Here is an 18,507-nt window from a genome sequence, read left to right as displayed (position 1 = left end):
TCCCGGCGCGGAAATACGGGCAACAGGGCCCTGACCAGCACCGATTTTTTCATGGCCGGAATCCGTGTTAGAGTTTTTCTCGCTGCTTCGGAGGAAAGAGAAGCGCCGGAAGGCGCAGAGCGAACGCTCCGAATACCACCTGCGCGGGTGGCGGAATGGCAGACGCGCTAGCTTGAGGTGCTAGTCCTCGAAAGGGGGTGGGGGTTCAAGTCCCCCTCCGCGCACAAATGCAGGGCCCGGAATCCATGGATTCCGGGCCCTGCTTGTTTTGGCGGGAATCGAGAGATGGGATCTCGACCCTTTGCGCCCGCGAAAGAGTCGAGATCCCACGTCTGGATGGCGTGGCCCCTACAGCGCGGCCACGCTCCCGCTGAAATGCCGGCGGCCACTGTGGGGATTCCACGCGACGTAGTCGGATCGCTCCCAGGCACCGTCGCCGGACTGCGTGGTGCCGATGCCCAGCGCCACCCGGGCGGGAAGGAACACGGGCGCCTCGAAGGCGACCTCCCAGGTGAAGGATTCCGTTTTCACGGCGCCGACGTCGGCGAGCGCCCGGGACGCCAGGTACATGCCATGGGCGATGGAACGCCGCAGTCCCAGCGCCTTGGCGGACAGGACGCTCAGGTGGATGGGGTTGAAGTCGCCGGAGACGGCAGCATAGCTGCGTCCGGCATCCAGCCCCAGCTGCCAGATCGCGGTGGGATCCGGTGCCGTGAAATCCGAAGGCACGGACGGCGCCGTCGGCTTGTCAATGCCTGGCAGGAAGACGCCTTTGGACAGGTAGGTGGAAACACCGCGCCAGAGCAGGGCGCCGTTCCCGTGGCTGCGAACTTCGGCAACGATATCCAGCTGGGTCCCGGCACGGTGGCCGCGCAGTTCCTCCGCCCAGGAACGGATGTCCAGCGATTCAGTGAAGGGCACCAGCGAATGCTGCACCACGTGGTTGCGGAGGTGGATCATGCCCAGCAGCGGCAGCGGAAAATCGTCCCGGTTCATGACGCTCATCGCTACGGGGAACGCCAGTGCATGGATGAAGCCGGCCGGCAGCAGATCGCTGGCCTTCTCCCCCACCAGGTGCTGGTAGCTGGTCAGCTTCCCGACGTCGGCCAGCACTCCCCGGACTTCGTGGCTCTCCGCCGGGAGGGAGGTCCCGGCGGCGGATCCCAGCATGCGGCGCCGGGCTGCCATGGCTGCGGCGTTGACGTACAGCTTGGACAGCGACGGCAGTTCGCCGAAGATGACGGGCTGCGCCTTGTTCATGCCCCCACCAGGTTCTGCCCGCACACCCTCAGCACCTGGCCGGAGATACCCCCGGCAGCATCGCTGGCCAGGAAGGCAATGGCTTCCGCAACGTCGCCGGGCTGGCCGCCCTGCTGGAGGGAGTTGAGCCGGCGGGCGATCTCGCGGGTGGCGAAGGGGATGCGTGCCGTCATTTCGGTTTCGATAAAACCGGGCGCGACGGCGTTGATCGAACCGCCCCCGGCGGCAAGCAGCGGCGCCGTGGCACGGACCATCCCGATCACGCCTCCCTTGGACGCAGCATAGTTGCTCTGCCCCCGGTTGCCCGCGATGCCGCTGGTGGACGCGAGCGAAACAATCCGGGGCTTTTCGTTGAAACGGCCGGACGCCAGCAATGCCTCGTTGATCCGCAGCTGCGAGGCGATGTTCACTGCCATCACCGAGTTCCAGCGGCCTTCGTCCATATTGGCCAGCAGGCGGTCCCGGGTGATGCCGGCGTTGTGGATCACGATGTCCAGGCGGCCGTGGCGTTCCATGGCATGCTCGATGATCCGCTGCCCGGCGTTGGTGCGGCTGATGTCCAACTGCAGGGCCGTGCCGTGGACTTCGTTCGCGATCTCCGCCAGATGGTCGCCGGCGGCGGGGATATCCACCACCACGAGCTTGGCGCCGTCGCGGTACAGGGTCCGGGCTATGGCTGCACCGATGCCGCGGGCCGCACCCGTGACGACGGCGACCTTGCCCGCGAGCGGCTTCTCGGCGTCGTCGGGCAGCGCTCCCCCAGCGGAGGTGACAGTCAGGAACTGGCCGTCCACGAAGGCCGAGCGGCCGGACAGGAAGAAACGCAGGGCACCGAGCGCCGAGGGGCTGGTGGGCTCCACGCCGTCGGCAAGGACGATGCCGTTGGCCGTGGCACCGGCCCGCAGTTCCTTGGCTACGGAGCGCAGCAGGCCGTCGACCCCCTGCCGCGCCGCCGCAACCGCAGGAGTAGCGGCCGAGGATGCCGTGCGGGAAACCGTGACGAGGCGGGCGTTCGGGGCGAGGTCGCGCAGGGACGCGCCCGCGGTGAGAACGGGCTTGCCGAGGTCGTCAGGGTGCTCGACGGCGTCGAGCACCAGGACGATTGCGCCCAGCTTTTCCTTGGGGAGTGCGTTGCGGCGCACGTCCAGGCCCCAGGCCAGAAGCGCGGCGGCGAGCTCGTCCGCGCCGATGCCCTCGCCCTGCACCAGGACGGGGCCGGTAAGCAGCGGATCGCCCGGTTTGTGGCGGCGGAGCGCGACGGGCTGGGGCAGGCCAAGCTTCTTGGCGATGTCCCTGCCGAGGCCCTGGCTGACGAATTGTGTGTATTTGTCGGTCACGGTTCCTCCTAGTGGGCTTCCATGATGGCGACAACGCCCTGGCCGCCCGCGGCGCAGATGGAGATGAGGCCGCGTGCCGGGCGGCCGCCCACCTGCCCCTTTTCGTGCAGCATCTTGGCGAGCGAGGCAACGATCCGGCCGCCGGTGGCCGCGAACGGGTGCCCCGCAGCCAGCGAGGACCCATTGACGTTGAGTTTGGCGCGATCGATCTTGCCGAGGGCGCCATCCAGGCCAAGGCGTGTCCGGCCGAAGTCCTCGTCTTCCCACGCAGCCAGGGTGCTGAGCACGGTGCCGGCGAAGGCCTCGTGGATTTCGAAAAAGTCGATGTCCTCGAAGCCCAGCCCGTTGCGGGCCAGGAGCCGGGGCACGGCGAAGGCCGGGGCCATGAGCAGGCCGTCCTTGCCGTGGACGAAATCGACGGCGGCCGCCTCGCCGTCCAGCACGGTGGCCAGCTTGGGCAGACCCCGGGCATCGGCCCACTCTTCGCTGGCCAGCAGCACCGTGGAGGCGCCATCGGTGAGGGGCGTGGAGTTTCCGGCCGTCATGGTTGCCTCGGAGCCGAGGTTCCTGCCGAAGACCGGCTTCAGGGTGGCCAGTTTCTCGAGGGTGGTGTCGGCGCGGAGATTCGAGTCGCGGCCCAGTCCCCGGTAGGGGGTGATGAGGTCGTCGAAGAAGCCGCTCTCATAAGCGGCCGCCAAGTTGTGGTGGCTGTTGTAGGCGAGTTCGTCCTGGGCTTCACGGCTAATTTTCCACTGGGCCGTGGTGAGTGCCTGATGCTCCCCCATGGACAGGCCGGTCCGGGGCTCCCCCGTGTTGGGGGCGTCCGGGGCGAGGTCCTTGGGGCGGATCCGGGCGAGAATGCGCAGCTTCTGCGTGGTGGTCTTGGCGCGGTTGAGGTCCAGCAGGATTTCCCGGAGGCCCTCGCTGACGGCGATGGGGGCGTCGGATGCCGAGTCGACACCGCCGGCAATCGCCGAGTCGATCTGGCCGAGCTTGATCTTGTTGGCCAGCCCCAGGACGGTCTCAAGTCCTGTGGCGCAGGCCTGCTGGAGGTCGTAGGCGGGGGTCTCTGCGGAGAGGGCGGAGCCGAGCACAGCTTCACGCGTGAGGTTGAAGTCGCGCGAGTGCTTCAGCACGGCGCCTGCGGCGATCTCCCCGATGCGCTCTTCCTGGAGCCCGAAGCGGGCAATCAGCCCGTCAAGCGCGGCCGTCAGCATGTCCTGGTTGGAGGACTTGGTGTAGGCGCCGCCGGTGCGGGCGAACGGGATGCGGTTGCCGCCGACCACCACGGCCTTGCGCACGCCGGGAACTGCGCTGGTGGTTTCCTGGGGCCCGGTTGCGGACTCTTGTGCTGCAGCCATGACTATCTCCTTTGATCACAACGGGTTACTGATACCCAGCGTACCTGATACGCTGGGTATCGTGAACATGTCCCAGGCAGAATCTTCAGCTCCCGCCGGTGCCCTCGTCGACGCCGGTGCTCCCGCCGTCGACGGCCGTGCGGCGCGCTGGCAGAACCACCGCGAAGAACGGCGCCGGGAACTCATCAAGGCCGCCCGCAGGGCCGTCCACGCACTGGGCAGCGACGCTTCCATGGAGGACATCGCCACCGCCGCCGGCACCTCGAAGTCCGTGTACTACCGCTACTTCGGCGACAAGGCCGGGCTCCAGCAGGCCATGGGCGAAGTGGTCCTGGAGCAAATGCAGCGGCGCATGCGGGAAGCGGCACAGTCCGCCGAGTCCCCGCGTGAAGGACTGTTCGCCATGGTGTCGGCATACCTGCAGATGGCCGAATCCAGCCCCAACGTTTATGCGTTCGTGACGCGGCTGACTCCCGGGGAGGCCTCGGCGCAGGATGCGATTGCTGCCTCGGGCGCGCTCGGCAACTTCTTCGAACAGATCACGGCGATGATCGCGCGCCCCATGCGCGAGCACATCGGCGCCGAGAAGGAAGCACTGATCGACTACTGGCCGGCGGCGGCCATCGGCTTGGTGCGCAACGCCGGCGAAATGTGGCTCGGCTCCCCTGCCTCGCCCGCCAAACCGGACCAGGCCGCCATGGCCGGCCGGATCACCGACTGGCTGTGCGTGGGAATCGCACCGGAACTCAAGGCCAACACCCAGAACCAGCAATGACCCATCAGTTGTTCGGAACCAAAGAAGGAATCACCATGACTGAAGTAGCTGACCGCACCACTGCCGCCGCCCCGGCGGCTTCTCCGGAAGACCTCGAAACCGTCCAGCCCGCCGTCGACGTCGCGGCCCTGGGCGAACTCCTGCTGGGCCAGTGGGCGGTCATCCGCCGCACGGCCCGGGAACTGGCAGGCCGACCCGAGGTCCACAAGATCGAAGGGCTCACGCACACGGAACACCGTGAGCGCGTGTTCAGCCAGCTCAAGTACCTTGTCGACAACAACGCCGTCCACCGGGCCTTCCCCACGCGGCTGGGTGGCTCCGACGACCACGGCGGCAACATCGCCGGCTTCGAGGAACTGGTCACGGCCGATCCTTCTCTGCAGATCAAGGCAGGCGTGCAGTGGGGCCTCTTCGGTTCCGCCGTCATGCACCTGGGCACACAGGAACACCACGACAAGTGGCTCCCGGGCATCATGAACCTGGACATCCCCGGCTGCTTCGCCATGACCGAGACCGGCCACGGCTCGGACGTGGCAAGCATCGCAACCACTGCCAGCTATGACGAAGCCAGGCAGGAATTCGTCATCAACACCCCCTTCCGTGCGGCTTGGAAGGACTACATCGGCAATGCCGCCAAGGACGGCCTGGCCGCGGTGGTGTTCGCCCAGCTGATCACCAAGAACGTCAACCACGGCGTGCACGCGTTCTACGTCGAACTGCGCGACCCCGACACGAAAGCCTTCCTTCCGGGCATCGGCGGAGAGGACGACGGCATCAAGGGCGGCCTGAACGGGATCGACAACGGCCGGCTGCACTTCACCGGCGTCCGGGTCCCACGCACGCACCTGCTCAACCGCTACGGCAACGTTGCCCCTGACGGCACGTACTCGTCCAGCATCGAAAGCCCGGGCCGCCGCTTCTTCACGATGCTCGGCACACTGGTCCAGGGACGCGTCTCGCTGGACGGCGCAGCCGTCGCCGCCAGCAAGCTGGCCCTCAAGACGGCCATCCAGTACGCCACCGAGCGCCGCCAGTTCAACGCCTCCTCCTCCACGGACGAGGAAGTCCTGCTGGACTACCAGCGCCACCAGCGCCGCCTCTTCACCCGGCTGGCCACCACCTATGCTGCGGGCTTCGCCCATGACCAGCTGCTGCAGAAGTTCGACGACGTCTTCTCCGGCGCGCACGACACCGACGCCGACCGCCAGGACCTGGAAACACTCGCCGCTGCGCTGAAGCCGCTGAGCACCTGGCACGCGCTCGACACGCTGCAGGAATGCCGTGAGGCCTGCGGCGGTGCCGGGTTCCTGATCGAGAACCGCTTCGCCTCCCTACGCGCCGACCTGGACGTCTACGCCACTTTCGAAGGCGACAACACGGTCCTGCTCCAGCTCGTGGCCAAGCGCCTGCTGGCCGACTACGCCAAGGAATTCCGCAACGCGGACTTCGGCGTCCTGGCCCGCTACGTGGTGGAGCAGGCGGCCGACGTTGCCCTGAACCGCACCGGCCTGCGGCAAGTTGCCCAATTCGTTGCCGACACCGGATCAGTCCAGAAGGCGGCCCTGGCGCTGCGCGACGAGGAAGGGCAGCGCACGCTCCTGACCGACCGCGTGCAGTCCATGGTGGCCGAGGTGGGCTCGGCGCTCAAGGGCGCCAACAAGCTCCCGCAGCACCAGGCCGCAGCACTGTTCAACCAGCACCAGGACGAACTGATCGACGCCGCCCAGGCCCACGCCGAACTCCTGCAGTGGGAGGCCTTCACCGAGGCCCTGGGCAAGGTCACCGACTCCGGCACCAAGCAGGTCCTCACCTGGCTGCGCGATCTCTTCGGGCTCTCCCTGATCGAGAAGCACCTGTCCTGGTACCTCATGAACGGGCGCCTCTCCATGCAGCGCGGCCGCACCGCGGGCACCTACATCAACCGGCTACTCGCCAAGATCCGGCCGCATGCACTGGACCTGGTGGACGCCTTCGGCTACGGCCCCGAGCACCTGCGGGCAGCAATCGCCTCCGGCGCTGAAGCCACGCGCCAGGATGAGGCCCGCGGCTACTTCCAGACCCTCCGCGCCAACGGAAGCGCCCCTGCCGATGAGAAGACGCTGCTCGCCCTGAAGGGCCCCAGAAGCCGCTAACACGCAGCGATGTCCCGTTGGTGAACACTTGCGGAAACCTTGATGGACGACGACGGCGCCGCTCCCCGCTGAGGGGACGGCGCCGTCGTCGTTTGCTGCCCTGCGTTGCTGTCCTGCGTTACTGTCCTGCGATTGCAGTTCTGGCAGCTTACCTGCTTAGGGAACTGCCGGAGCGGAGGCGAGCACCGAGCGGTAGACCTCAAGGGTGGTTTCCGTGATGGATTCCCAGGAGAAGTGCTCCTCGGCGCGCTGGCGACCGGCGGCCCCCATCAGGCGGGCCCGCGCAGGATCGGCGACGACCTCGTTGAGGGCTGCCGCGAAGTCGGCCACGAACTTGTCCGGGTTCAGCGGGGTGCCGGTACCGTCCGTGACCTGCTCCAGCTCCACCAGCAGGCCGGTCTCGCCGTGCCGGACGACCTCGGGGATGCCGCCCGTTGCGCTGGCAACCACCGCCGCGCCGCAGGCCATGGCCTCGAGGTTCACGATTCCCAGGGGCTCGTAGATGGAGGGGCAGGCGAAGGCCGTGGCGTGGCTGAGCACCTGGATGAGCTCATGGCGGGGCAGCATGCGCTCGATGAGCACCACGCCGTCGCGCTGGCTTTGCAGTTCCCCGATGAGCCGTGCCGTTTCCGCGGCGAGTTCGGGGGTGTCGGCCGCGCCGAGGCACAGGACCAGCTGGACGTGGGCCGGGAGGCTCGCGGCTGCTTTGAGGAGGTAGGGAACGCCCTTCTGCCGGGTGTTCCGGCCGACGAAGACCACGCTGGGCCTGGCCGGGTCGATGCCCAGGGCCCGGATTGCATCGTCTCCCTCATCGCGCTGCCACAGGCCGACGTCGATGCCGTTGTGGACCACGCGCACCTTGGCAGGATCCACGTTGGGGTAGCTCCGCAGGATGTCCTTGCGCATGCCGTCCGAGACAGCAATGATGGCCGCCGCGGCCTCATATGCGGTCTTCTCCACCCACGAGGACAGGGCGTAGCCGCCACCGAGCTGCTCGGCCTTCCACGGACGCAGGGGCTCCAGGCTGTGGGCGCTGAGCACATGCGGGATCCCATGCAGTAGCGAGGCCAGGTGCCCTGCCATGTTCGCGTACCAGGTGTGCGAGTGAACGACGTCGGCCCCCGCAATGTCGGGAACAATCCGAAGGTCGACGCCCAGCGTCTGGACGGCGGCATTGGCGTTGCCCAGGTCATCCGGCGTCGCATATGACGTCACGCTGGCCCCGTGGAAGCCGGGATCGCGGGGCGCGCCGAAGGCCCGGACGTGTAGATCGACGTGCTGGGCGAGCACGCGACTGAGCTCGGCTACGTGGACGCCGGCACCGCCATAAATTTCGGGAGGGAATTCTTTAGTCACAATGTCTATTCGCACGGTACCCAACGTAGTCGTTCCCGCGTATGTGTTCTAGTGTGAAAGAGTTCGGAAAATCGGACTTTTGGGGGCACAAAGACGTACGGGGAGCGACCACCATGGCGTTAAAGAAAGTATTGGCAATCGTACTGGCAGGCGGCGAAGGCAACCGCCTCATGCCCCTCACTGCGGACCGGGCAAAGCCGGCCGTCCCGTTTGCCGGGGGCTATCGACTCATTGACTTTGCATTATCGAATCTGGTCAACAGCCGCTATCTGCAGATCGTGGTGCTGACGCAGTACAAGTCGCACAGCCTTGACCGGCACATCTCGGAGACCTGGCGCATGTCCACACAGCTGGGCAGGTACGTGGCTTCTGTCCCCGCACAGCAGCGGGTGGGCAAGAGCTGGTTCCTCGGCAGTGCCAATGCCATCTACCAGTCACTTAACCTGATCCACGACGCCGACCCCGACATCGTTGTGGTGGTTGGCGCGGACCATGTCTACCGCATGGACTTCGAGCAGATGGTGGAGCAGCACGTGGCAAGCGGCGCCAAGGCAACGGTTGCCGCGGTGCGCCAGCCCCTGTCCATGGCAAACCAGTTCGGCGTGATCGAAGTCGATCCGAACGATCCCCGGAAGATTGCCGCCTTCGTCGAGAAGCCTGCCAGCACGGCAGGCCTGGAAGCGGATCCCGCCCAGTTCCTTGCTTCCATGGGCAACTACGTCTTCAATGCCGATGCCCTGGTGGACGCGCTCCGCGTCGACGCCGAACGCCTCGACACCAGGCACGACATGGGCGGCGACATCATCCCCTACTTCGTGGCCAAGGGCGAAGCCGGGGTCTACGATTTCACCCTCAACGACATTCCGGGTGCCACGGACCGCGACCGGACGTACTGGCGCGACGTCGGCACCATCGACTCCTTCTATGACGCGCACATGGACCTCATTTCGCCCGTGCCTGTCTTCAACCTCTACAACACGGAATGGCCCATCTACACGCGGCAGAGCATTTCGGCCCCGGCCAAGTTCGTCCGCGGCGAAGGCAACGCCGTGGGAACGGCCCTGGACTCGATCGTCGCCAGCGGCGTGGTGGTCTCAGGCGGCATCGTAGAGGGCTCCGTACTGTCCAACGATGTGTACATCGGCACCGGCAGCCGCGTCCAGGATTCCGTGATCATGGACAAGGTCCGGGTGGGCGAAGGTGCCGTGATTAAGCGCGCCATCATCGACAAGAACGTGAAGATCCCGGCTGGCGCGGCCATCGGGCTCGATCTGGAACTGGACCGCGCGCGCGGCTTCAAGGTCACGGAGTCCGGCATCACCGTCCTGGCCAAGGGGCAGCATGTCCCCGAGCCGGACGCCGCCGAACTCGCCCTGTCCGCCGGCTACCGGCACAGTCTCCCGGAGGCCGTCCGGGCCGCCACGGAAAACCACCCGGACATCCGCGACTCCGCGGAAAAGATTGCCGGCATCCAGGCAGCGGCTGTCAGCGTGGCCCCGGCGGCCGGTGTGACACCGGCCGCCGGCCCGCGCGTATCCGCCCAGGTCTAGGCACCAGGTCCAGGAACCAGCACCACCGAATACTGTCGCGGAACCTCGAGGCAGGCCATGGGCCTCCAAGGCTGTAAAATCGGGTCAATGAGCTCCACCGATCTGACGCCTGAAGAGATCCAGGCCTGCCTCAAGGTTCTGACCACGATCCACGTCTACGACGAGGAGCACCCGGACTACGTTGCGGTCCGCCGTGCCACCGGCAAGATGTTCAAGGCCGTCAAACGGCACCGGCGCGTCACCAAGCGCGATCTGATCGCCGAGGCCGACCGCGCTGTCATCGCTCTGACAGCTACCGCCGCCCCGGACCGGATCGACGACGAAACCCGCGGCAACAAGCTGGCCACCTCGGCAACGGGCGAAGTCGCGGGCCACCTGATCCGCTCACGCCCCTGCTACATCTGCAAGCAGCACTACACGCAGGTTGACGCCTTCTACCACCAGCTCTGCCCGGAATGTGCCGCCTTCAGCCACAGCAAGCGCGATGCCCGCACGGATCTGAGCGGACGCCGGGCACTGCTGACGGGCGGCCGGGCCAAGATCGGCATGTACATTGCCCTCCGCCTCCTCAGGGACGGCGCCCACACCACCATCACCACCAGGTTCCCCAAGGATGCGGCACGCCGCTTCGCTGCCATGGAAGACAGCGCGGAATGGCTGCACCGGCTGCGGATCGTTGGCATCGACCTCCGCGACCCGTCCCAGGTCATGGCGCTGACGGACTCCCTGAACGAGGCCGGCCCGCTGGACATCATCATCAACAACGCGGCCCAGACCGTCCGGCGTTCCGGCAACGCTTACAAGCCGCTGGTCGACGCCGAGGACGAACCCCTCCCCGCCGAGCTCCTGCCTGCCAACGGCGGACCGGAACTGGTGACGTTCGGCCACGCCCACGACAAGCACCCCTTGGCCCTGGCCAGCAGCGTGACCGAACATCCGGTCCTGGCCGGTGACGCCATCACCTCGCTGGCGTTGTCGACCGGTTCGGCATCACTGGAGCGCATCGCCGCCGGCACCGCGATCGACGCCGGCGGCCTGGTTCCGGACTTGGCCGCCATCAACAGCTGGACGCAGGTAGTGGACGAGGTGGATCCGCTCGAAATGCTTGAGGTCCAGCTGTGCAACGTCACGGCCCCGTTCCTGCTGGTCAGCCGGCTCCGCGGCGCCATGAAGCGTTCGACGGCACGCCGCAAGTACATCGTGAACGTTTCCGCCATGGAGGGGCAGTTTTCCCGGGCCTACAAGGGCCCGGGCCACCCGCACACCAACATGGCCAAGGCCGCCTTGAACATGATGACCCGCACGAGCGCCCAAGAAATGCTGGACGCCGACGGCATACTCATGACCGCCGTCGACACCGGCTGGATCACTGACGAGCGCCCGCACTACACCAAGGTCCGGCTCATGGAAGAAGGCTTCCATGCGCCGCTGGACCTCGTGGACGGGGCGGCACGCGTGTACGACCCCATCGTCATGGGCGAAAACGGCGAGGACCAGTACGGCGTCTTCCTCAAGGACTACAAGCCCTCGCCGTGGTAGGCAGGACTACGCCAGGCGGGTGATCTCCACGGTGACCGCGAGGGCTGAGCCTCCGCCGCCGGACAGCACACCCTTCAGCGGGGGCACGTCCCGGTAGTCGCGCCCGCGGGCCACGGTCACGTGGAAGTCGCCGGCCGGCTTGTGGTTGGTGGGGTCCCAGCTGCGCCATTCCCCGTCCCACCATTCCAGCCAGGCATGCGACTGCCCTGCGACGGCTTCGCCGATGGCCGCGGAGGATCGCGGGTGGATGTAGCCCGAGACGTAGCGTGCGGGAATCCCGCAGCTGCGCAGGGCTCCGATGGCCAGATGAGCCAGGTCCTGGCACACGCCTTGGCGCTGGTTCCAGGCTTCCTCGGCGTTGGTGGTGACGCCCGTGGTGCCCTTCATGTAGGTCATTTCGCCGCGCATCCATTCGAAGATGGCCATCGCGGCCTCGTGCGGATTCTTGCCGGCCACCACGCCCGGAACGATTGCCAAGACTTCCTCGCCGGGTCCGCTAAGCCGGGACTGCGGCAGCCAGTCGCTGAATTCGTCGCGGGTCACCTCGGAGCCGATGACGTCCCAGCCGACGATGTCGTCCTCAGTGGCCACCCGCTCGGTGCGGTGGACCTCCACCGTGGCGGTTGCCACGACCTCGAGGCGTTCGTGCGGCACCTGCATGTCAAAAGCCGTCACGCGGGTGCCCCAATAGTCCCGGTAGGTGCTGACGGAGGCGTGCGACGGCGACACCTTGAGGGAGGATTCCAGCACCACCTGCTGCGGATCCGTCAAAGGAGTCATGCGTGCCTCGTTGTACGACAGGGTCACGCGGCGGTTGTATTTGTAGGCAGTCTTGTGCACGATGCTCAGACGGGTCATGAAACTTCTCCCACCCAGGCATGCTCATCCGCCTGATTGAAGTACTTACGGGAAATCGCGTCGGACGCCTGCGTCACGGCTTTCTGCACACGTTCCATGTGTTCAGGGAGCTCTGACATGAGGTCGTCCGTGCGGTGGAACTCGAGGAAGGTGCGAGCCTGGCCCACAATGCGCCGGGCATCGTTGATGAAGCCGACGCGCTGGGCCGAGGGGTCCAGCTTGGCGAGGCATTCATCGGCGTCGCGGAGGGCGAACACGATGGAGCGCGGGAACAACCTGTCCAGCAGCAGGAATTCGGCAGCGTGCTGGTCACCGAAGGCGGCCCGGCGCGTCCGCAGGAAGGACTCGTAGGCGCCCGCGCAGCGCAGCATGTTCACCCAGGACATGCCGGCGGACTGGACGTCCCGGGTGGACAGCATCCGGGCCGTCATGTCGGCCCGTTCCAGGGAACGGCCCAGGACCAGGAAGAGCCAGCTTTCGTCGTGGCTCACGGTGGAGTCGGCCAGGCCGCGCACCATGGCGGTCCGTTCCAGGACCCAGTTGCAGAAACGGTAGGTGCCCACAACATCCTTGCGGTGCTGGTTCAGCCCGTAGTACGTGGTGTTCAGGCCCTCCCACATCGACGAGGACACCGTCTCGCGGGCCCGGCGGGCGTTTTCCCGCGCAGCACTGAGTGCGCCTGCGATGGACGATGCGCTCTGTTTGTCGTAGGCGAGTGAGTGGAGAAGTTCCGGCAGCCCGAAGTCCTCGCTCTGCGGCCTGGCCCCCATCACGGCAAGGAGCGCGCGCGCCACGCTGCGCTGTTCTTCCAGGGGCAGGTGGTTAAGCCGTTCCAGGTGGACGTCGAGGATCCGGGCGGTGCCATCGGCCCGTTCCACGTAGCGCCCAATCCAGAAAAGTGATTCAGCAATACGGCTCAGCATGGGACTGTGCCTCCTTCGCGTCCTGCGGGTCGACGTTCAATGGTTTGCGTTGCGGCCATACCGCGGTCACTGCTGCTGGTCCGTCTGGCGGTCACGCCAGTTGCTTTCCACGGGCCAGACTGAGACCTGTTCGCGGACGGTGACCGTCTGGCGTGGCAGCGCCTCGGCGGGAAGCTGCGGGGTGTCCGCAAGGACCCAGGTGTCCTTGGAGCCGCCGCCCTGGCTGGAATTCACGATCAGCGAGCCCTCCTTGAGGGCCACGCGGGTGAGTCCGCCGGGCAGGACCCAGACGTCGTCGCCGTCGTTGACCGCGAACGGCCGCAGGTCCACGTGGCGCGGGCCGAAACGGTCTCCAGACAGGGTGGGCACCGTGGACAGCTGCAGCACCGGCTGCGCGATCCAGCCGCGCGGATCGGCGATCACACGCTTGCGCAGGGCATCGAGTTCTTCCTTGGAGGCGTCCGGTCCGATCACCAGTCCCTTGCCGCCGGAGCCGTCCACGGGTTTGACCACGAGTTCTTCCAGACGGTCCAGCACGTGTTCCCGGGCTTCCTTTTCCTCAAGCCGGAACGTATCGACGTTGGCGATCACGGGCTCCTCGTGCAGGTAGTACCGGATGAGGTCCGGCACGTAACTGTACACGAGCTTGTCGTCGGCAACGCCGTTGCCCACGGCATTGGCGATGGTGACGCCACCGGCCCGGGCGGCGTTGACCAGGCCCGGGCAGCCGAGCATCGAATCGGAGCGGAACTGCAGCGGATCCAGGAAGTCGTCGTCGATGCGCTTGTAGATGACGTCCACGCGCTGCTCGCCGGCCGTGGTGCGCATGTACACACGGTTTCCGCGGCAGATGAGGTCGCGGCCCTCCACGAGTTCCACGCCCATGAGCCCTGCCAGCAGGGTGTGCTCGAAGTAGGCGCTGTTGAAGACGCCAGGGGTCAGGACGACGACCGTGGGATCGTCGACGCCGGACGGCGCGGTTTTGCGCAACGCGGACAGGAGCCGGCGCGGGTATTCCTCCACAGGGCGGATGTGCTGCTGGCCAAAGGCCTCCGGCAGGCCCTTGGCCATGGCCTGGCGGTTCTCCAGCACGTAGCTGACCCCCGAGGGGACCCGGACGTTGTCCTCAAGGACCCGGAACGTGCCAGCGGAGTCACGGACGACGTCGATGCCGGACACATGCACGCGGACGCCGCCGGCCGGTTCGAAGCCGTGCACGGCCCGGTGGAAGTGGGCGCTGGTGGTGACCAACTGCCGGGGAATCACGCCGTCGGAGACCACCGACATGCGGCCGTAGACGTCGTTCAGGAACGCCTCGAGCGCATGGACACGCTGGGCGACGCCACGTTCCAGGACGTCCCATTCATCGGCCGGGATCACCCGCGGCACGATGTCCAGGGGAAACGGCCGCTCCTCCCCTGCGTAGTCGAAGGTCACGCCACGGTCCAGGAACGTCCGCGCCATGGAGTCGGCCCGGGCGGTGACATCCGCCAGGGACAGCTCACTGAGGGCACCGGCCACCTGGCCGTACGATTTTCGGGCCAGTTGGCCGGGAGCAAACATCTCGTCGTAGGCACCGCTGCGGGCCGCGGCCTCGGAGTAACCCTGGAATAGCTCAGACATGGGAATTAGACAATCACCTTTTTGATTCGAACGCATTACGCACTCATTGTGTTGCGGGGTCCGGGTGCTCACCGGTTCGCATTTTCCGGCCGTCATCGGGCAGGGTTGGAGCATGCCGTTCAACAGGTACTTCAGACCGCTGGCCCGGTTGGGGCCCGGGCTGGTCTTGGCCGTCGCGGCAACAGGACTGGCCTTCACTATCCATGCCCTGCTGCCCGTGCTGCCGGCCATGACGGCAGCTGTTGCTTTGGGCTTGCTCTCAGCAAATATACCGGGCACAGCCGTGTGGACTGCAGGGCGCGCCCGCCCCGGCCTGGACTTCGCCGGCAAGCACCTCATGCGGGCCGGCATCGTGCTGCTCGGACTGAAGGTCAGCATGGTGGATGTGCTCGGCCTGGGCTGGATCTCGCTGCTGCTGATCACCGGCGTGGTGCTGGCCAGCTTCACCGGCACGTACGGCATGGCCCGGCTGCTGCGCCTGCCCAGCGAAACAGCGCTGCTGATCGCCACCGGATTCTCGATCTGCGGCGCCTCGGCCATCGGCGCCATGGCTGCCGTGCGCCGCATCAGGCACCAGGACACCGTGCTGCCCGTGGCCCTCGTCACCCTGTGCGGGACGCTTGCCATCGGGGTGCTCCCGCTCCTCATGCACCCCCTCGGACTCACCCCGGAGCGCTTCGGCGCGTGGACCGGAGCCTCGGTGCACGACGTCGGCCAGGTGGTGGCCACAGCGCAGACTGCCGGCACCGCGGCGCTCGGCATCGCCGTAGTCGTCAAGCTGACGAGGGTGATCCTGCTGGCCCCCATCACCGCGGCGGCGGGGGTCCAGCAACGGCTCGCGCACCGCAGCGAGCAGGCCGACAGCCTCGCGGCCGGCGGGCCGGACACCCGCCGCACCTTCCCGCCGGTGGTGCCGCTGTTCGTGCTCGGCTTCATGGCCATGGTGGGCGTCCGCTCGCTGGGTTGGGCGTCCCCGGCGGCTCTCGAGGCCGCCGGCGGGGTGCAGGACCTGCTCCTGGCAGCAGCATTGTTCGGACTCGGTTCGGCCGTGCGCGTCCGCACACTGCTGCACACCGGAGGCCGGGCCTTGCTGCTCGCCTTGGGGTCCTGGCTGCTCATCGCAGTCCTGGGACTGGGCGCCGTCTGGATCATGATTAGATAGCTGTGTGTCGAATCACAACCTCTCGCGCGATGAAGCCGCTGCCCGTTCAGCCCTGATCAGCACACACCGCTACGACGTCTCCCTGGACGTGCGGCAGGCGGCAGATCCCGCCGTCGCAGGCTACAACAGCACCAGCACCATCGCCTTCGCCGCGGAACCCGGCTCGTCCACCTTCCTGGACTTCATCGGAGGCGGTGTGCACAGCGTGGTCCTCAACGGCATGGAGCTGGACCTTGCACGGGCGGTGGACCGCGGGCGGATCCTCCTGGGGAGGCTGCAGGCCGAGAACGAGGTGACGGTCACGGGCACCGCGCTCTACAGCCGCTCCGGCGAGGGCCTGCACCGCTTCGTGGACCCGGCCGACGGCCAGTGCTACCTCTACACGCAGTACGAGCCCGCCGACGCCCGCCGCGTCTTCGCCAACTTCGAGCAGCCGGACCTCAAAGCGGAGTTCACGTTCCACGTCACCGCCCCCACAGGCTGGCACGTGGCATCCAACGGCGCCGAGGCGGCACGCACGGTCCTGGCCGAGGACCCGGCGGCCAGCCGCTGGGACTTTGCCACCACCAAGAGGATGTCCACCTACATCACCACCGTGCTCGCCGGACCCTACTTCAAAGCCGAATCGCGCTGGAGCAAGACGCTCGACGACGGCAGGACCCTGGACGTGCCGCTGGCACTCTACTGCCGGGCCTCGATGCGGGACTCCTTCGACGCCGAGGAGCTCTTCCGGCTGACCAGGAACGGCCTGTACTTCTTCAACGAGCTCTTCGACTACCCCTACCCCTGGGGCAAATATGACCAGGCCTTCGTGCCCGAGTACAACCTCGGCGCCATGGAAAACCCGGGCCTGGTGACCTTCACCGAAAAGTACGTCTTCGCCTCCCGTGCCACGGATGCGCAGTACCAGGCCCGCGCCAACACGCTGATGCACGAGATGGCGCACATGTGGTTCGGCGACCTCGTCACCATGGGCTGGTGGGATGATCTGTGGCTCAAGGAGTCCTTCGCCGACTACATGGGCACCCTGGGCGTGGACAAGGCCACCGACTGGAACAGCGCCTGGGTGAACTTCGCCAACAAGCGCAAGGCGTGGGCGTATCTCCAGGACCAACTGCCCACCACCCACCCGATCGTGGCCGACATCCCGGATCTCGAAGCCGCCAAGCAGAACTTTGACGGCATCACCTACGCCAAGGGCGCCTCGGTGCTCAAGCAGTTGGTGGCCTATGTGGGCTTCGAGCCGTTCATCGAAGGGTCCCGGCAGTACTTCCGCGACCACGAATTCGGCAACACCTCGCTGCAGGACCTCCTGTCCGCACTCAGCGCCGCCTCGGGCCGGGATCTGGGCGAATGGGCCGGGCAATGGCTGCAGACCTCCGGGATTTCCACCCTCACGGCCACCGTCACCGACGACGACGGCGTGATGGGCGCCGTGATCCTCGAGCAGGACTCCGTGGATCCCCTCACGGGCAGGCAGGAGCACCGGCCGCACCGGCTGCGGATCGGGCTGTACGACTTTGACTCCGCAGGAGCACTGCTCCGGACCGGGAGCGTCGACGCCGATGTCTCGGGCGCGGCGACGCTGGTGGCCGCCCTGGCTGGGCAGCCACGGCCGGCCCTCCTGCTCGTCAACGACGAGGACCTCAGCTACGCCAAGGTCAGGCTCGACGCCACGTCCGAGGCCACCGTGCGGGCCTCGCTGGACCGTATCACCGACCCGATGGCACGCGCCCTGTGCTGGACGGCCCTCTGGGATTCGGCGCGCGACGGCGTCACACCTGCCGAACTGTACGTGTTCGCAGTCGAGCAGTTCGCCCCGGCGGAGACCGGGATCGGCGTGCTGGTGAACGTACTCGGAAACGCCGCCACCGCCGTCGAGCGCTATGTCCCGGCCCACGCCCGCGGCACGGTCCGCAGCGGTTTCCTTGCCGTCGCGGCGCGGCAGCTGCGGACGGCCGAAGCGGGATCCGACCAGCAGCTCGCCTGGGCGCGGACCGTTGCGGATGTTTCCCGGCACGACGCCGCCGAGCTGGCACTCGTGCGCGGAATACTGGACGGCAGCACCGTCATCCCTGGCCTGGCCGTTGACGCGGAACTGCGCTGGAGCCTCTGGCAGGCGCTGGCGGCCAACGGCGCTGCCACCCAGGACGCGCTCGACGCCGAACTGGCAGACGACAACACGGCCGCGGGCCGCGAAGGGCATGCCACGGCCTCGGCAGCCCGCCCGGACGCCGCCGTCAAGGCCGCAGCATGGGAAGCCGCGGTCAACGGCACGTCGCTCTCCAACGAGATCCTGAGCGCCACCATCGCAGGGTTCGCCACAGGCCCAGCCGAACTGCTGGAGCCCTACACGAGGCCGTACTTCGACTGCCTGGAGCGGATCTGGGCGGAGCGCAGCATCGAAATCGCCGGCAGGATCGTGCGGGGACTGTTCCCGGAGGGCCAGGACCTGGCCGAGGGCATGGCGCCGCTGGAGCACCCCGTGCTGCGGCAAAGCGACGAGTGGCTGGCAGCCCGGACCGAGGCGCCGCGGGCCCTGCGGCGCATCATCATCGAACAGCGCAGCCACCTGCTCCGTGCCCTCACGGCGCAGGCTGCCGGGGTGGCCGTTCACTGAAGGCCCGTCCG

Annotated in this window: 13 protein-coding genes and 1 tRNA gene; 7 read left to right on the top strand and 7 right to left on the bottom strand. The window is 67.2% G+C overall.

Annotation, left to right across the window (positions count from 1 at the left end; genetic code table 11):
* Nucleotides 1-141: 141 nt before the first annotated feature.
* A tRNA-Leu gene (locus J1902_RS14015) sits at nucleotides 142-224 on the top strand.
* Between the two features lie 124 nt (nucleotides 225-348).
* On the opposite strand, the gene J1902_RS14010 is transcribed toward J1902_RS14015, so the two are convergent.
* The 3 genes from J1902_RS14010 to J1902_RS14000 are packed head-to-tail and all read right to left on the bottom strand — an operon-like array spanning nucleotide 349 to nucleotide 3,958.
* Nucleotides 349-1,260, bottom strand: a complete 912-nt coding sequence (locus tag J1902_RS14010) for a MaoC/PaaZ C-terminal domain-containing protein (RefSeq protein ID WP_207616932.1) — start codon at nucleotides 1,258-1,260, stop codon at nucleotides 349-351.
* Nucleotides 1,257-2,597 carry a 3-oxoacyl-ACP reductase gene (locus J1902_RS14005; protein WP_207616931.1) on the bottom strand — a complete coding sequence of 447 codons (1,341 nt, stop codon included), beginning with the start codon at nucleotides 2,595-2,597 and terminating at the stop codon, nucleotides 1,257-1,259. The genes J1902_RS14010 and J1902_RS14005 overlap by 4 nt, the downstream gene beginning before the upstream one ends.
* 8 nt (nucleotides 2,598-2,605) lie before the next feature.
* Entirely contained in the window at nucleotides 2,606-3,958 is a 1,353-nt protein-coding gene (locus J1902_RS14000; protein WP_207616930.1) for an acetyl-CoA C-acetyltransferase, read from the bottom strand.
* 67 nt (nucleotides 3,959-4,025) lie between these two features.
* Here J1902_RS14000 and J1902_RS13995 point away from each other — a divergent pair, with 67 nt between their 5' ends.
* Nucleotides 4,026-4,733, top strand: a complete 708-nt coding sequence (locus J1902_RS13995; RefSeq protein ID WP_372434534.1) for a TetR/AcrR family transcriptional regulator — start codon at nucleotides 4,026-4,028, stop codon at nucleotides 4,731-4,733.
* A gap of 35 nt (nucleotides 4,734-4,768) precedes the next feature.
* Nucleotides 4,769-6,865, top strand: a complete 2,097-nt coding sequence (locus tag J1902_RS13990) for an acyl-CoA dehydrogenase family protein (RefSeq protein ID WP_207616928.1) — start codon at nucleotides 4,769-4,771, stop codon at nucleotides 6,863-6,865.
* Between the two features lie 156 nt (nucleotides 6,866-7,021).
* Here the strand turns inward: J1902_RS13990 and glgA are convergent, their stop codons facing one another.
* Nucleotides 7,022-8,236 carry a glycogen synthase gene (gene glgA, locus J1902_RS13985; protein ID WP_207616927.1) on the bottom strand — a complete coding sequence of 405 codons (1,215 nt, stop codon included), beginning with the start codon at nucleotides 8,234-8,236 and terminating at the stop codon, nucleotides 7,022-7,024.
* A 98-nt stretch (nucleotides 8,237-8,334) separates the two neighbouring features.
* Between glgA and glgC the strand changes: the two genes are divergently transcribed.
* On the top strand, nucleotides 8,335-9,771 hold the full coding sequence (glgC, locus tag J1902_RS13980) for a glucose-1-phosphate adenylyltransferase (RefSeq protein ID WP_207616926.1): 1,437 nt from the start codon (nucleotides 8,335-8,337) through the stop codon (nucleotides 9,769-9,771).
* 87 nt (nucleotides 9,772-9,858) lie between these two features.
* A complete protein-coding gene (locus J1902_RS13975) occupies nucleotides 9,859-11,310 on the top strand; it encodes an SDR family NAD(P)-dependent oxidoreductase (protein WP_207616925.1) in 1,452 nt (483 codons plus the stop codon).
* A 6-nt stretch (nucleotides 11,311-11,316) separates the two neighbouring features.
* Here the strand turns inward: J1902_RS13975 and J1902_RS13970 are convergent, their stop codons facing one another.
* The 3 genes from J1902_RS13970 to J1902_RS13960 form a co-directional block, all read right to left on the bottom strand.
* Complete coding sequence (locus J1902_RS13970) at nucleotides 11,317-12,168, bottom strand: transglutaminase family protein (RefSeq protein ID WP_207616924.1); 852 nt, start codon at nucleotides 12,166-12,168, stop codon at nucleotides 11,317-11,319.
* Nucleotides 12,165-13,091 (bottom strand): alpha-E domain-containing protein, encoded by a 927-nt coding sequence (locus tag J1902_RS13965; RefSeq protein ID WP_207616923.1) that lies wholly within the window; start codon nucleotides 13,089-13,091, stop codon nucleotides 12,165-12,167. Before J1902_RS13965 ends, J1902_RS13970 begins: the two co-directional genes overlap by 4 nt.
* A gap of 66 nt (nucleotides 13,092-13,157) precedes the next feature.
* A complete protein-coding gene (locus J1902_RS13960; protein WP_207616922.1) occupies nucleotides 13,158-14,714 on the bottom strand; it encodes a circularly permuted type 2 ATP-grasp protein in 1,557 nt (518 codons plus the stop codon).
* Nucleotides 14,715-14,826: 112 nt separating this feature from the next.
* Between J1902_RS13960 and J1902_RS13955 the strand changes: the two genes are divergently transcribed.
* Nucleotides 14,827-15,876: a YeiH family protein gene (locus J1902_RS13955; protein ID WP_207616921.1), complete on the top strand. Its 1,050-nt coding sequence runs from the start codon at nucleotides 14,827-14,829 to the stop codon at nucleotides 15,874-15,876.
* Nucleotides 15,877-15,880: 4 nt separating this feature from the next.
* The gene (gene pepN / locus J1902_RS13950; RefSeq protein WP_207616920.1) at nucleotides 15,881-18,496 is read left to right on the top strand and encodes an aminopeptidase N; all 2,616 of its coding nucleotides are present in this window, start codon (nucleotides 15,881-15,883) and stop codon (nucleotides 18,494-18,496) included.
* Nucleotides 18,497-18,507: the final 11 nt, after the last annotated feature.

The organism is Arthrobacter cavernae (genome assembly GCF_017368795.1).
Lineage (GTDB): Bacteria > Actinomycetota > Actinomycetes > Actinomycetales > Micrococcaceae > Arthrobacter > Arthrobacter cavernae.
Note: the sequence above shows the minus strand (reverse complement) of the source record. Positions and strands in the feature narration are given on the sequence as shown.